This window comes from Micromonospora zingiberis (genome assembly GCF_004331455.1).
GTDB lineage: Bacteria > Actinomycetota > Actinomycetes > Mycobacteriales > Micromonosporaceae > Micromonospora > Micromonospora zingiberis.
Window position 1 is genome coordinate 144,891 of sequence record NZ_SJJR01000003.1, and the last position, 14,822, is coordinate 159,712.

Sequence of the window (14,822 nt, forward strand, 5' to 3'; positions counted from 1 at the left end):
AGGGACGTTCGGGTTGACTGGAGGCATGGAGTTCCCGACCGTCGGCCTGCCGGTACTGCCCAGCCTGCTGTCCGCGCCGGCGCCCGGCTGGGTGGAAACCACCGACGTGATCGTGGTCGGCTCCGGGGTGGCCGGGCTGACCGCCGCGCTGCACCTGCGCGAGGCCGGCCTGCACGTGACCGTGGTGACCAAGGTGAACATCGACGAGGGATCGACCCGCTGGGCGCAGGGCGGCATCGCCGCGGTGCTCGACCCGGCGGACACCCCGGCGATGCACGCGGCGGACACCGAGACCGCCGGCGTGGGGCTCTGCGATCCGGTGGCGGTGGGTGTGCTGGTGGAGGAGGGGCCGACCCGGCTACGGGAACTCATCCGCATCGGCGCCATGTTCGACCGCAACCCGGACGGCTCGTTGATGCTTACCCGGGAAGGTGGGCACCGGGCGGACCGCATCGTGCACGCCGGTGGTGACGCGACCGGTGCCGAGGTCCAGCGGGCCCTGCACGAGGCGGTCCGTCGTGACCCGTGGATCCGGCTGGTCGAGCACGCCCTGGTGCTGGATCTCCTCCGCGCCCCCGGCGACGGCCCCGGCGGGCTCGGCCCGGCCTGCGGCATCACCCTGCACGTGCTCGGTGAGGGCAGCGAGGACGGCGTGGGCGCCATCCTGAGCCGGGCCGTGGTGCTGGCCACCGGCGGGATGGGTCAGATCTTCGCGGCCACCACCAACCCCGCGGTCTCCACCGGCGACGGGGTGGCCCTGGCCATGCGGGCCGGCGCGGCCGTCACCGACGTGGAGTTCGTCCAGTTCCACCCGACCGCGCTGATCGTGCCGGAACACGCCCGGGTGCCCGGCGCCGGCCACGCTCAACAGCCGCTGGTCTCCGAGGCGCTGCGGGGCGAGGGGGCGCACCTGGTGGACGCCGACGGCAAGCGGTTCATGCTGGGCCAGCACGAACTGGCCGAGTTGGCCCCCCGGGACGTGGTGGCCAAGGGCATCCACCGGGTGCTGCTGGCCACCGGGGACGACCACGTCTACCTCGACGCCCGCCACCTCGGCGGCGACTTCCTGGCCCGCCGCTTCCCGACCATCGTCGCCTCCTGCCTGGCCATCGGGGTGGACCCGGGCAGCGACCTGATCCCGGTGGCACCGGCCGCGCACTACGCCTCCGGCGGGGTCCGTACGGATCTGCACGGTCGTACCTCCATCCCCGGCCTGTACGCCTGCGGCGAGGTCGCCTGCACCGGGGTACACGGCGCGAACCGGCTGGCCAGCAACTCCCTGTTGGAGGGGCTGGTCTTCTCCCGGCGGATCGCCGACCACATCGCCGCCGGACTGCCCGAACAGGCCCGTCCCGCGGACACCGGAGCCTGGCGCGGAGGCGCCGGCTGGGTGCTGCCGGCAACGACGACACCCGTCCTGCAACGGGCGATGACCCGGGGTGCGGGCGTGCTCCGGTCGTCCGCGACGCTGGCCGGGACCGCTGCCGAGCTGGTGGATTTGGGCGCCGGTCGCGGCAGGCCCGGCACCGCCGACTGGGAGGCGACGAACCTGCTCACGGTGGCGACGATGCTGGTCGCCGCCGCGTACGCCCGCCAGGAGACCCGGGGATGCCACTGGCGGGAGGACCATCCGGTGGCCGATGGACGGTGGCACGGCCACCTGGTCGGCGCGATCGGGGCGGACAGCCGACTGGCCATGCGGTGGGAGGAGACCCGATGAGCGAGATGACGACGGGACATGCCGGCGTGAGCGCCGCGACCGAGGGATTGCTGCGCGAGGCCGGGCTGGAGCCGGCGCAGGTACGCAGGATCGTCGAGAACGCCCTCGTCGAGGATCTCGGTACGGAACTGCTCGACGTCACCAGTGTCGCGACCATTCCGGCGGCGCAGACCGACACCGCCGACGTGGTGGCCCGGGCCGACGGGGTGGTGGCCGGGCTGGCCGTGGCCGCCGCCGTCTTCGAGCTGGCCGGTGAGGTGACCGGCGCTGGCCGTACCGTCGAGGTGTCGGTGGTGGCCCGCGACGGCGAGCGGGTGGCCCGCGGCGATGTGCTGGCCACCGTGACCGGCCCGACCCGGGTGTTGCTCACCGCCGAACGCACCGCGCTCAACCTGCTCTGCCGGCTCTCCGGGGTGGCCACCCACACCCGGGCCTGGGCGGACGCGCTGGCCGGCAGCAAGGCGATGGTCCTCGACACCCGCAAGACCACCCCCGGCCTGCGCGCCCTGGAGAAGTACGCGGTGCGTGCCGGCGGCGGTACGAACAAGCGGATGGGCCTGCACGACGTCGCGATGATCAAGGACAACCACAAGTACGCCGCGGGCGGGATCACCGCCGCCTACCGCCGGGTTCGGGAGGCGTTCCCGGACGTGCCGGTGCAGGTCGAGGTGGACACCCTCGAAGAGGCGGTGGAGGCGGTCGAGGCCGGCGCGCGGTTCCTGCTGCTGGACAACATGTCCCCGCAGCTGCTCACCGAGGTGGTGGCGGCTGTCGGCGACCGGGCCGAACTGGAGGCGACCGGGGGGCTGACCCTCGCCCACGCCGCACAGGTCGGGGCAACCGGCGTCGACTTCCTCTCCGTGGGCGCCCTCACCCACTCCTCGCCGATCCTGGACATCGCCCTGGACCTGCGTACGGAGTGAGCCCGTCTAGGCTTCGTGCGTGCTGCTCTGCATCGACATCGGGAACACCAACACGGTGCTGGCGACCTTCGACGGCGACCAGCTGGTGCACTCCTGGCGGATCAAGACCGACGCCCGCTCGACCGCCGACGAGCTGGGCCTGATGTTCCGGGGGCTGCTCGCCGGGGACGCCGTCGAGATCACCGGGGTGGCGGCCTGCTCGACGGTGCCGGCCGCGCTGCGCTCGCTGCGGACCATGCTGACCCGCTACTACGGTGAGCTGCCGAGCGTGATCGTGGAGCCGGGGGTACGCACCGGTGTGCAGCTCGCCATCGACAACCCGAAGGAGGTCGGCTCCGACCGGGTGGTGAACACGTTGGCCGCGTACACCCTCTACGGCGGGCCGTCGATCGTGGTCGACTTCGGTACCACGACCAACTTCGACGTGATCAGCGGTCGCGGCGAGTTCCTCGGCGGCGCGTTCGCGCCGGGCATCGAGATCTCGTTCGACGCGCTGGCGGCCCGCGCCGCTCAGCTGCGCAAGGTCGAGGCGACCAAGCCCCGGTCGGTGATCGGCAAGAACACCGTGGAGTGTCTCCAGGCAGGGCTCTACTTCGGCTTCGCCGGGCAGGTGGACCGGATCGTCGAGCGGATGGCCGCCGAGATGGGCGAGCTGAAGGCGGTGATCGCCACGGGTGGGCTGGCGCCGTTGGTGCTCAACGAGTGCCGGACGATCACGCACCACGAGCCGATGATCACGTTGATCGGGTTGCGCATGGTTTATGAGCGGAACGTTTGATTCCGTTTGTTCTGGTTGGTGGGGTTTCCGGGCAGCCCGACCGGCTCCGGGCGGTCAGGTTTGATCCCTGCGCCGGTCGGGCTGCCCGGAAACCCGCCGGTGTGGCGGTCTCATCCGTTCCTCTGGGGCCGTGTCTGAGGCGGGTTGGGCTTGTGCCGTCTGTTGGGTGGGTGTCGTTCGGTGGTTGCGGTCGGTGTGGGGGTTACGGGGGCGGGGAAGGGTCAGGTGCGTCGGGAGCGGGCTACCAGGGTGCGGTACGGGAGGGTGAGGGTCTCCTGGCCGGTCAGGTCGGGGTGGGTGTCGAGGAGCCGGCGGATTTCTTGATCGACTTCGGCCTGTCGGGTGGGGGTCGCGGTCAGGTAGTAAGAGCGGGTGTGGATCAGGCCGAGCAGGTCGGTGCGGGTCAGCGTGGTGGTGTGGGCGAACTCGGACCACTCGGGTGCGCTGAAGGCGTCCCCGAAGTCGGTGACGGTCTGCCGTAGCCGGTCGACGGTGTCGCCGATCTCGGCGATCCGGCTCAGCTCGGTCACCCAGGGGACCCGGTCGTCGCGCAGGTTCCAGATCGGGGCGAACACCCCGCCGGGGCGGAGCACCCGGGCGATCTCCGGGTGGGCCGCCGGCCGGTCGAACCAGTGGTACGCCTGTCCGGCCAGCACGGCGTCGACGGAGCCGTCGGGCAGCGGCAGCGATTCGGCGCTGCCGGCCAGTGCGCGTACGCCGGGAGTGGCCGCGGCCAGCTGGGCCCGCATGCCCGGGTCGGGTTCGACGGCTGTGACCTGGTGGCCCAGCGCGAGCAGAACACGGGTGAGGATGCCCGTGCCGGCCGCCAGGTCGACCACCTGGACGGGCCCGGTGGGTGCCTCGGCGGGCTCGGTGCCAGCGAGGGCCCAGCGCAGGGCCGCTGCCGGATAGCGGGGTCTGAACCGGTCGTACTCGGCGGCGGCGGCGCCGAAAGAGAGGCGCTGGGTGGGGTCGGTCATGGCCGGCAGGCTATCCAGTAACGGTCGTCCGGGCGCTTGAGTACGCTCGGGGCTTGACCCCGCCCGAATTCTCCCTCCGAGGAAGCGTGCCGTGACCCAGCAGAGCCCCGTGCCAGTCGACCCCGCCGACGACCTTCCCGAGCAGATGAAGGTCCGCCGGGAGAAGCGGGAGCGGATGCTCGCCGACGGCGTCGAGCCCTACCCGATCAGCTTCCCGCGTACCAGCACCCTGGCGGAGGTGCGCGAGCGCTACGCCGACCTGCCCACGGACACCGCGACCGGCGACCAGGTCTCGGTCACCGGCCGGGTGATCTTCGTACGGAACACCGGCAAGCTCTGCTTCGCCACCCTGCGGGACGGGGATGGCACCGAATTGCAGGCCATGCTGTCGCTGGACCGGGTCGGCGCGGAACGGCTGGACGACTGGAAGCGCCTGATCGACCTCGGTGACCTGGTGGGCATCACCGGCGAGGTGATCACCAGCCGGCGGGGCGAGTTGTCCGTGCTCGCCGCGCAGTGGGCGATCACCGCCAAGGCGCTGCGCCCGCTGCCGGTGGCACACAAGCCGCTCAGCGAGGAGGCCCGGGTCCGGCAGCGTTACGTCGATCTGATCGTCCGCCCGCAGGCCCGCCAGATGGTCCGCACTCGGGCCGCCGCCGTGCGCAGCCTGCGCGATTCCCTGCACGGGCAGGGATTCATCGAGGTCGAGACCCCGATGCTGCAGTTGCTGCATGGCGGCGCGGCGGCCCGACCTTTCGTGACCCACAGCAATGCGCTCGACACCGATCTGTATCTACGAATCGCGCCGGAACTGTTTCTCAAGCGCGCCGTGGTCGGCGGTGTCGAGCGAGTGTTCGAGATCAACCGCAACTTCCGTAATGAGGGCATCGACTCTTCGCACTCACCCGAGTTCGCGATGCTGGAGGCGTACCAGGCGTACGGCGACTACGACACGATGGCCGAGTTGACCCGGAATCTCGTACAGCAGGCGGCGGTGGCGGCGAGCGGGTCGACCGTGGTGACGCACGCCGACGGTCGGGAGTTCGACCTGGGCGGTGAGTGGCGTTCGGTGAGCCTGTTCGGGGTGCTTTCCGAGGCGCTCGGAGAGGAGGTCACCGTCCGCACCGAACGAGCCCGTCTGGTCGAGTACGCGGACAAGGCCGGTGTGTCCGTCGATCCCAAGTGGGGGCCGGGCAAGCTGGCCGAGGAGTTGTTCGAGGAGTTGGTCGTACCCGGCCTGGAGGCGCCCACCTTCGTCCGCGACTATCCGGAGGAGACCAGTCCGCTGACCCGGGGGCACCGCAGTGAGCCGGGCCTGGCCGAGAAGTGGGACCTGTACGTGTTCGGGTTCGAGTTGGCCACCGCGTACTCGGAGCTGGTCGACCCGGTGGTGCAGCGCGACCGGCTACTCGCTCAGGCGCAACTGGCCGCCCGTGGCGACGACGAGGCGATGCGGCTGGACGAGGACTTTCTCCGGGCGATGGAGTACGGAATGCCGCCGTCCGGTGGGATGGGAATGGGAATCGATCGACTCCTGATGGCGCTGACCGGCCTGGGAATTCGGGAAACCATCCTCTTCCCGTTGGTTCGCCCCGAGTAGTCGGTTCGAAACTCGCTGGCGCGTTTACCGCATCCTATTGACGCGGCAAGCATCTCACAGGCTATTGTTGCTCTTGCAGACGGCAGTATCAGCCCTGCTCGAAAGGAATGTGGGACGTGGCCAAGCAGATCATTCACAAGCTGGTCGATGACCTGGACGGCGGGGACGCGGACGAGACCGTCAAGTTCGCGCTCGACGGCGTTCAGTACGAGATCGACCTGTCGAGTTCGAACGCCGAGAAATTGCGTGACGTATTCGCCCAGTACATCGCCCATGGCACCAAGGTCGGCCGGGGCGGTGTCGTCGTCGGTGGGCGTGCCGCCCGTGGTCGGGGCGGCGCCACCGCCGACCGTGAGCAGAACAAGGCCATCCGGGCCTGGGCCCGCAAGGCCGGCAAGGACATTTCCGACCGGGGCCGGATCCCGCAGGAGATCGTCGACGAGTACCACGCCAAGGCCGGTCACTGAGACCACGCCGACGGTTGTCCGCCGACGCCGGCCCGGAGTCCTCCGGGCCGGCGTCGGCGTCTCCAGGCGGGTCGTTGCCGGTCCGGCGGGCCTGTCGTGGTCGGGACTAATCCCGCCGGGTCGGGCGTTGTCCACAGCCGGTGGATGCGTTGTCCACATCCTGTGGATGGCGTCGAAGGGACGCCGTCCGGCCCCGGGACCCCTCCGTGCGGTGGTTTCCGGCGGCCTGCGGCTACCGGCCGAATTTCGCTCTGCGCGTACAGACGCCACGCCCGGAACACCCGCTGAGCGTGGAGGGTTGTGCAAAACGACGCGTACCGGGCCTACGGCGCAGACACACGAGGTCAGCCGAGCCGGTTCGCGGCGATAGAGTAATGAGGCGCGGACGCCCGTCCCGGGCGCTCGCGTATCCGGCCCCGCCGAGAGTCTTGACCACCAAGATCGAGTGCGCACGGCACGTGAGGAGCACGAGGGCATGTTCGAGCGGTTCACCGACCGAGCGCGACGGGTTGTCGTCCTGGCCCAGGAAGAGGCCCGGATGCTCAACCACAACTACATCGGTACGGAACACATCCTGCTGGGCCTCATCCACGAGGGTGAGGGCGTCGCCGCCAAGGCCCTGGAGAGCCTGGGCATCTCCCTGGAGGGCGTCCGCCAGCAGGTGGAGGAGATCATCGGCCAGGGCCAGCAGGCGCCGAGCGGGCACATCCCGTTCACGCCGCGGGCCAAGAAGGTGCTGGAGCTGTCGCTGCGCGAGGCGCTTCAGCTCGGCCACAACTACATCGGCACCGAGCACATCCTGCTCGGCCTGATCCGGGAGGGTGAGGGCGTCGCCGCCCAGGTGCTGGTCAAGCTCGGCGCCGACCTGAACCGGGTCCGCCAGCAGGTGATCCAGCTGCTCTCCGGCTACCAGGGCAAGGAGCCGGCGGCCGCCGGTACCGCGCCGGGTGAGGCCGCGCCGTCGACCAGCCTGGTGCTGGACCAGTTCGGGCGGAACCTGACCCAGGCGGCCCGGGAGGGCAAGCTCGACCCGGTGATCGGGCGCGAGAAGGAAATCGAGCGGGTGATGCAGGTGCTCTCCCGCCGTACCAAGAACAACCCGGTCCTGATCGGTGAGCCCGGCGTCGGCAAGACCGCCGTGGTCGAGGGGCTGTCCCAGAAGATCATCAAGGGCGAGGTGCCCGAGACGCTCAAGGACAAGCAGCTCTACACGCTCGACCTGGGCGCGCTGGTGGCCGGTTCCCGCTACCGCGGTGACTTCGAGGAGCGCCTCAAGAAGGTGCTCAAGGAGATCCGTACCCGGGGCGACATCATCCTGTTCATCGACGAGATCCACACCCTGGTGGGTGCGGGTGCCGCCGAGGGCGCGATCGACGCGGCGAGCATCCTCAAGCCGATGCTGGCCCGTGGTGAGCTGCAGACCATCGGCGCGACCACCCTTGACGAATACCGCAAGCACCTGGAAAAGGACGCCGCGCTGGAGCGCCGTTTCCAGCCGATCCAGGTGGGTGAGCCCTCGCTGGCGCACACCATCGAGATCCTCAAGGGCCTGCGCGACCGCTACGAGGCGCACCACCGGGTGAGCATCACGGATGCCGCGCTCGTGGCCGCCGCGACGCTGGCCGACCGGTACATCTCCGACCGCTTCCTGCCGGACAAGGCGATCGACCTGATCGACGAGGCCGGTGCCCGGATGCGGATCCGTCGGATGACCGCGCCGCCAGACCTGCGTGACTTCGACGAGCGGATCGCCCAGGTGCGCCGCGACAAGGAGTCCGCGATCGACGCGCAGGACTTCGAGCGCGCCGCGCAGCTGCGCGACAAGGAGAAGCAGCTGCTGGGCCAGAAGGCGCAGCGGGAGAAGGAGTGGAAGGCCGGTGACCTGGACGTCGTCAGCGAGGTCGACGACGAGCAGATCGCCGAGGTGCTGGGCAACTGGACGGGCATCCCGGTCTACAAGCTGACCGAGGAGGAGACCTCGCGCCTGCTGCGCATGGAGGACGAGCTGCACAAGCGCGTCATCGGCCAGGAGGACGCGGTCAAGGCGGTCTCGAAGGCCATCCGGCGTACCCGGGCCGGCCTGAAGGACCCGAAGCGTCCGTCCGGCTCGTTCATCTTCGCCGGCCCGTCGGGTGTGGGTAAGACCGAGCTGTCCAAGGCGCTCGCCGAGTTCCTGTTCGGCAGCGAGGACGCCCTCATCCAGCTGGACATGTCCGAGTTCCACGACCGGTACACCGTCTCCCGGCTCGTCGGTGCCCCGCCCGGATACGTCGGTTACGACGAGGGCGGACAGCTGACCGAGAAGGTGCGGCGTCGGCCGTTCTCGGTGGTCCTCTTCGACGAGATCGAGAAGGCCCACCCGGACGTGTTCAACACGCTGCTCCAGATCCTGGAGGACGGTCGGCTCACCGACGGTCAGGGTCGGATCGTGGACTTCAAGAACACGGTCATCATCCTGACCACCAACCTCGGTACCCGGGACGTGGCCAAGGCGGTCTCGCTGGGCTTCCAGGCGTCGGAGGACTCGGACTCGAACTACGACCGGATGAAGCAGAAGGTCAACGACGAGCTCAAGCAGCACTTCCGGCCCGAGTTCCTGAACCGGATCGACGACACCATCGTCTTCCACCAGCTGCGTCAGCAGGAGATCCTGCAGATCGTCGACATCATGATCGCCCGGATCGAGACCCAGCTGAAGAACAAGGACATGGGTCTTGAGCTGACCGACAACGCCAAGAAGTACCTGGCGGTCAAGGGCTTCGACCCGGTGCTGGGCGCGCGGCCGCTGCGCCGCACGATCCAGCGGGACATCGAGGACAACCTCTCCGAGCGGATCCTGTTCAACGAGCTGACCCCGGGTCAGATCGTGGTGGTGGACTGCGAGGGCGACCCGAACGACATCGACAAGTCCAAGCTCGTCTTCCGGGGCTCCGACCGGCCGGTAGAGGTGCCGGACGCCGTCCCGGCGGACCTCGGTGGCAGCGCCGCCACTGCGGGGGCGGACGAGTAGTCGTACGGCTCTCAGATCGACGGGCGGCCCGGTGGCATCTGCCACCGGGCCGCCTCGTCTTGTCCTGCCGGCCGGGTGGCTCCCGAATCCTCGCAACAGGGATCTAGCGGACGAACCTCCCAATTGATCCGGTAGACGACATGGTGGGCGGCGTGGGTCGAGCTGGTGTCGGGGTCGCCGAGGTCCGGGCGACCCGGCGACGTCGTGTGGCCGCCGTCACGGTTTGCTGGGGCATGGCCCGCTGGCAGGGGCCGTTGTACCAGGGGTAACCGCACCGGCCCGCCGTAAGTGACAGAGCGAGCCGCTGCATCTGACAGCCGCCCCGTTGAGTGACGGCGGCGCTTCCCTCCGACGCGGTTCGCACCCTCCCTTTCCGGGTGTCGTGTCGATCCCCCGAGATGGAAGGCGATGTCTCATGAACACTCTGATCTACAAGGCTGCCCTGACCGTGGCCGGCGCCGCCGTCGTCGGCGGCATGGTCGCCGGCCCGGCGAGCGCGATGGCCGCGCCGCAGGCCGCCAGCCCACTGGCCGCCGATCGTGGGCAGGGCAAGGGCGAGCGGCAACTCAAGGTGCGCTACCAGGCCCAGCCGAACTTCTACTACTGTGGCCCGGCCGCGGTGCGCAACGCCCTGACCACCATGGACAAGGACGTCTCTCAGGACGACCTGGCCCGGGAGATGGGCACCACCGAGCGCGGTACCGACTCGGCGCATCTGATCACCAAGGCGCTCAACGAGCGGACCGGTAGGGACGTCTACCGGACGGTGGAGATCCCCGGTCAGACCGCTGACGAGGCCGAGACCGCCCGGCTGCGTGCCGACATCGTCCGCGCCGTCGACGACGGCCGGAGCGTGGTGGCCAACGTCTTCGGCACCGCCACGGACAACGACGGAGTCAGCCACTCCTTCGACAACGGGCACTACATCTCGGTGACCGGCTACCGGGACGGCGGCGCCCAGGCGAAGATCGCCGACTCGGCCGACCCGACGCAGGCCGAGTACTGGATCAACGTCGACGCGCTGGCGGACTGGGTCGCCAGCCGCGGCTACTCCGCCTGATCCGCAGAGGACGACCCGTGTCCGGCGCCGATGTGCGGCTCAGCCCGGCACCGGCGTCGGCGGGCCGTCGCCGATCAGGCGGAAGGACGCCTCGCCGACCGGCTCGACCAGCCCGTCGGTGATCAGCCCGGCCAGCGCCCGAGCCCGTTGCACGTCGTCGGCCCAGACCTGGTCCAGCCGTTGGTGCGGCACCGGGCCGGTCGCCTCCCGAAGCACCCCGAGCAGCAGGCCGCGTACCTGACGGTCGGTGCCGGCGTACCGCTGGGGTCGGCGGGTCGGCCCCGCCGGCGCGACCTGACCGGAGGCGCGCCAGGCGCAGGTCGCCTCGACCGGGCAGGCGGTACAGCGCGGCGACCGGGCGGTGCAGATCACCGCTCCCAGTTCCATGATCGCGGCGCTGGCCAGGGCGGCGGCAGCCGGCTCGATGGGCAGCAGTTCCTCGGTGGCGACCAGGTCGGCGGGGCGGGTCGCCGGGCCGGCGTCCGGTTCTCCGGCCACGGCCCGACAGACCACCCGGCGTACGTTGGTGTCGACCACCGGGTGCCGCTGACCGTACGCGAAGGCAGCCACCGCCCGGGCCGTGTACGTGCCGACGCCGGGCAGGGCGAGCAGCTGCTCCAGCCGGTCCGGCACCGCACCGCCGTGCCGCTCCGCGATGGCCACCGCGCAGTCGCGCAGCCGTACCGCCCGACGTGGATAACCGAGCCGTCCCCACATCCGGATCGCCTCGGCCGGGCTGTCGGCGGCCAGGGCGGCCGGGGTCGGCCAGCGGTCCAGCCATGCCTGCCAGGCGGGCAGCACCCGGACCACCGGGGTCTGCTGGAGCATGACCTCGCTGACCAGGATCGCCCACGGGCTCGTGCCGGGCTTGCGCCAGGGCAGGTCGCGGGCATTGCGCTCGTACCACCGGCTCACCTGTCCGGCGAAGGTCGATTCCGTCATCGCGCCGCTGATGATGTCACGCGCGTAGGTCGCGCCGATCGGACACCTCCGGGCGGGCCGCCGCCGGCGGCGCGTGGCGATCGGGGAGAATGCCCGGATGAACGAGCTCGCGATCACCGTCATCGGCCGGGACCGGCCGGGCATCGTGGCCGACGTCGCCGAGGTGCTCGCCCGGCTCGGGGCCAACCTCACCGACAGCACGATGACCCGGCTGCGGGGCCATTTCGCGATGACCCTGATCTGCGTCGGCCCGCCCGCCGCCGAGGTCGAGGAGGCCCTGGCCCCGCTGGCCGCCGATGGGCAGTTGCTGGCGACCGTACGCGCGGTGCGGCCCGACGGGGAGACCGCGCCGGCCGGCGAGCGATATGTGATGTCGGTGCACGGCGCGGACCGGATGGGGATCGTGGCCGCGATGACGCGGGCGGTCACCGAGGCGGGCGGCAACGTCACCGACCTGAGTACCCGGCTGGTGGGGTCGCTCTATGTGGTCGTCGCCGAGGTCGATCTGCCGGCCGGCGCGGCCGACCCGCTCGCCGGTCAGCTGGCGGACGTGGCCGCTGGCCTGGGTGTGGAGGTCACTCTCCGTCCCGCTGATCCGGATCTGCTGTGACCGGGCAGGCTGGCGGGCCGGACCCGGACCCGCAGACCGACATCTCCGTCGGACTCGGCGACTGGACACCGGAGCTGCTCGGGGAGGGGCAGGTCCTGTCCGTGGTCTCCGCGCCGTATCCGGCGCTCAGTCGGGCCGGTGCGCAGGTCGACCCGACCGCCGAGGAGACGGTCCGGCTGGCGGCCGACCTGATCGCCACGATGCGGGTGTCGCCCGGCTGTGTCGGCCTGGCCGCGCCGCAGGTGGGCGTGGGTGCGCAGGTGTTCGCGGTGGACGTCACGGGACACGCCAAGGCGGTCACCGTGCACGGCACGTTCGTGCTCTGCAACGCCCGGGTGGTCGAGGCGACCCGCTGGAAGGCGGGCCGGGAGGGCTGCATGTCGGTGCCCGACCTGACCGGTGACGTCAAGCGCGCGAGCCGGCTGGTGGTCGAGGGGGAGTTGCCGGGCAGCGGCAAGTACGTCCGGCTGGTGACCGACGGTTTCGAGGCACGCGCCCTGCAACACGAGATCGACCACTGTGCCGGCCTGCTCTTCCTGGACCGGGTGGCCGGCGCGCACGCGATCTACCAGCGCAAGGTCTATCTCTGAGCCGGCCGCGCCGGCACCGTGGGTGACTGCCCGGAACAGGTCCGTCGACAATGGAGGGTGGGTTCCGATGGCTCGGACGTGCCTCGGCGCGTCGCTACCGTCCGTGGCACACGACGCCATTACGGTGGGGGCATCATGCGTCTGACGGTCGGCCCCCTGTCTCCCGCCGTGTACTGGCGGCGTCGCGCCGTCGTGCTCGGCGCGGTCCTGCTCTTCCTGGTTGTCCTGCTCTACTCGTGCAACGGCCAACGTGGCGGCAACGACGCGACGGGCAACGGCCAGCCCGATCCGGGCGTCTCCGGCACACCGGACCCCACCGGGTCGGTGCTGACCCCGCAGACCGGCTCGCCGCCCCCGTCGGGTGACGCCGGTGCCGGCCCGGCCACGCCGACCGGCAGCCCCGCGTCCGAACCGAGCCTGACGAACAACCCTCCCGTCGTCGCCCCCGTGGCCGACGAAGGCACCTGCACGGACAACGAACTTTCGGTGACCGCCGTGGCGCTGCCCGCGCAGGTGATCCGGGGCGCCGGCGTCGACCTGCACCTGAAGGTGCGCAACCGGGCCGACCGGACGTGCAACCGGGATGTCGGGGCGACCGCGCAGGAGATCTACATCAAGTCCGGTGCCGAAGTGGTCTGGTCGTCGGACACCTGTGGGACCGCCTCCGGGTCGGACGTGCAGTCCTTCACCTCGGGCTTCGAGCGTTCGTACCAGGTCGGCTGGAACGGCAAGGACAGCAGCCGCTGTGCCAACGGCCTGGCGAGCGGTGCCACCCCACCGGCCGGGACGTACGAGGTCTTCGCTCGGGTGGGCACCAAGCTGAGCCAGCCGGCCAAGCTCGTCCTCACCGGCTGACCGGCGTCGGGCCGGCGAGCAGGGGTCAGACGTAGCGTTCCAGGATGGACGCCTCGGCGAGCCGGGACAGGCCCTCCCGTACGCCCCGGGCCCGCGCGTCGCCGACGCCCTCGACGGCCTGTAGGTCCTCTACGGTGGCGCCGAGCAGCCGCTGAAGGCTGCCGAAGTGCACCACCAGCCGGTCCACCACGGCCGCCGGCAGCCGAGGCACCTTGGCCAGCAGCCGGAAGCCACGCGGGCTGACGGCCGCGTCCAGCGCGTCGGAGGCGGCCGGGTAGCCGATCGCCTTGGCGACCGAGACCAGGTCGATCAGCTCGGTGGCGCTGAGCAGGTCCAGTTCGACCAGGGCCTCGTCGAGGGTCCGGGACTTCCGGCCGGTGGGCAGGTAGTCACGGATGACCAGGGTACGGTCGGCGTCGACGCCGGCCATCAGTTCGTCCAGTTGAAGCGCGAGCAGTCGGCCGTCGGTGCCCAGTTCCACCACGTACCCGGCGATCTCGTCGGCGATCCGGCGGACCATCTCCAGTCGCTGCACCACCGCCACCGCGTCACGTACGGTGACCAGATCCTCGATCTCCAGGGCGGAGAGCGTGCCGGAGACCTCGTCCAGCCGGAGCTTGTACCGCTCCAGGGTGGCCAGCGCCTGGTTGGCCCGGGACAGGATCGCCGCCGAGTCGTCCAGCACGTGCCGTTGGCCGTTGACGTAGAGGCTGATGATCCGCATCGACTGGCTGACCGAGATCACCGGGTAGCCGGTCTGCCGGGCGACCCGCTCCGCGGTGCGGTGCCGGGTGCCCGACTCCTCGGTCGGGATGGTCGGGTCGGGCATCAGGTGCACCGCCGCCCGGACGATCCGGGTGCCGTCACTGGAGAGCACCACCGCGCCGTCCATCTTGCACAGCTCACGTACCCGGGTCGCGGAGAACTCGACGTCGAGTGGGAAGCCGCCGGTGCACAGGCCCTCGACCACCTTGTCGTAGCCGAGGACGATCAGTGCGCCCGTGCGGCCGCGCAGGATGCGCTCCAAGCCGTCGCGCAGCGCGGTGCCGGGCGCCATCAGGGCCAGGTTGGCGCGCAACGGATCGCCGGCGCTGCCACCCCCGGTCACGCTGATGCTGATCGGACGGGCGGGCGAACCCACGGCACCGGTGCGGGCGTGGGGTGTCGCGCCGGCAGGCTTGGTGGTATCGCGGTCGACTGGCACGGGCACAGTCTACGGACTGCCCTGCGGTGGGTGCTCCTGCGGTTACTGTGATGTGTCACGATCCGCCCGTCCGGTCGGTGCCG

The 14,822-nt window shown here is 70.7% G+C and carries 13 protein-coding genes; 10 read left to right on the plus strand and 3 right to left on the minus strand.

The window, feature by feature from the left end:
• Positions 1-25 precede the first annotated feature (25 nt).
• From E0H26_RS06005 to E0H26_RS06015, 3 genes are read left to right on the plus strand one after another with little or no spacing between them, the layout of a single operon-like run.
• Positions 26-1,720 (plus strand): L-aspartate oxidase, encoded by a 1,695-nt coding sequence (locus E0H26_RS06005; protein ID WP_131301773.1) that lies wholly within the window; start codon positions 26-28, stop codon positions 1,718-1,720.
• Between the two features lie 26 nt (positions 1,721-1,746).
• A complete protein-coding gene (nadC, locus tag E0H26_RS06010; RefSeq protein WP_131302594.1) occupies positions 1,747-2,643 on the plus strand; it encodes a carboxylating nicotinate-nucleotide diphosphorylase in 897 nt (298 codons plus the stop codon).
• 19 nt (positions 2,644-2,662) lie between these two features.
• Positions 2,663-3,421, plus strand: coding sequence for a type III pantothenate kinase (locus tag E0H26_RS06015; RefSeq protein ID WP_131301776.1), 759 nt, complete (start codon positions 2,663-2,665; stop codon positions 3,419-3,421).
• 221 nt (positions 3,422-3,642) lie between these two features.
• Here the strand turns inward: E0H26_RS06015 and E0H26_RS06020 are convergent, their stop codons facing one another.
• On the minus strand, positions 3,643-4,401 hold the full coding sequence (locus E0H26_RS06020; RefSeq protein WP_131301779.1) for a class I SAM-dependent methyltransferase: 759 nt from the start codon (positions 4,399-4,401) through the stop codon (positions 3,643-3,645).
• Between the two features lie 91 nt (positions 4,402-4,492).
• Here E0H26_RS06020 and lysS point away from each other — a divergent pair, with 91 nt between their 5' ends.
• The 4 genes from lysS (at position 4,493) to E0H26_RS06040 (ending at position 10,538) form a co-directional block, all read left to right on the plus strand.
• Entirely contained in the window at positions 4,493-6,001 is a 1,509-nt protein-coding gene (lysS, locus tag E0H26_RS06025) for a lysine--tRNA ligase (RefSeq protein WP_131301782.1), read from the plus strand.
• Positions 6,002-6,117: 116 nt separating this feature from the next.
• A complete protein-coding gene (locus E0H26_RS06030) occupies positions 6,118-6,468 on the plus strand; it encodes a histone-like nucleoid-structuring protein Lsr2 (protein WP_111242545.1) in 351 nt (116 codons plus the stop codon).
• Between the two features lie 475 nt (positions 6,469-6,943).
• Positions 6,944-9,478 (plus strand): ATP-dependent Clp protease ATP-binding subunit, encoded by a 2,535-nt coding sequence (locus tag E0H26_RS06035; protein ID WP_131302596.1) that lies wholly within the window; start codon positions 6,944-6,946, stop codon positions 9,476-9,478.
• 415 nt (positions 9,479-9,893) lie between these two features.
• A complete protein-coding gene (locus E0H26_RS06040; RefSeq protein WP_131301785.1) occupies positions 9,894-10,538 on the plus strand; it encodes a C39 family peptidase in 645 nt (214 codons plus the stop codon).
• A gap of 39 nt (positions 10,539-10,577) precedes the next feature.
• Here E0H26_RS06040 and E0H26_RS06045 read toward each other — a convergent pair whose 3' ends face one another.
• Positions 10,578-11,480, minus strand: a complete 903-nt coding sequence (locus E0H26_RS06045) for an HhH-GPD family protein (RefSeq protein ID WP_131301788.1) — start codon at positions 11,478-11,480, stop codon at positions 10,578-10,580.
• A gap of 97 nt (positions 11,481-11,577) precedes the next feature.
• Here E0H26_RS06045 and E0H26_RS06050 point away from each other — a divergent pair, with 97 nt between their 5' ends.
• The 3 genes from E0H26_RS06050 (at position 11,578) to E0H26_RS06060 (ending at position 13,535) form a co-directional block, all read left to right on the plus strand.
• The gene (locus E0H26_RS06050) at positions 11,578-12,090 is read left to right on the plus strand and encodes a glycine cleavage system transcriptional repressor (protein ID WP_131301791.1); all 513 of its coding nucleotides are present in this window, start codon (positions 11,578-11,580) and stop codon (positions 12,088-12,090) included.
• 41 nt (positions 12,091-12,131) lie between these two features.
• Positions 12,132-12,680 (plus strand): peptide deformylase, encoded by a 549-nt coding sequence (locus tag E0H26_RS06055; protein ID WP_131302598.1) that lies wholly within the window; start codon positions 12,132-12,134, stop codon positions 12,678-12,680.
• 135 nt (positions 12,681-12,815) lie between these two features.
• A complete protein-coding gene (locus E0H26_RS06060; protein ID WP_131301794.1) occupies positions 12,816-13,535 on the plus strand; it encodes a hypothetical protein in 720 nt (239 codons plus the stop codon).
• A gap of 25 nt (positions 13,536-13,560) precedes the next feature.
• Here E0H26_RS06060 and disA read toward each other — a convergent pair whose 3' ends face one another.
• Entirely contained in the window at positions 13,561-14,739 is a 1,179-nt protein-coding gene (gene disA, locus E0H26_RS06065; RefSeq protein ID WP_131301797.1) for a DNA integrity scanning diadenylate cyclase DisA, read from the minus strand.
• Positions 14,740-14,822: the final 83 nt, after the last annotated feature.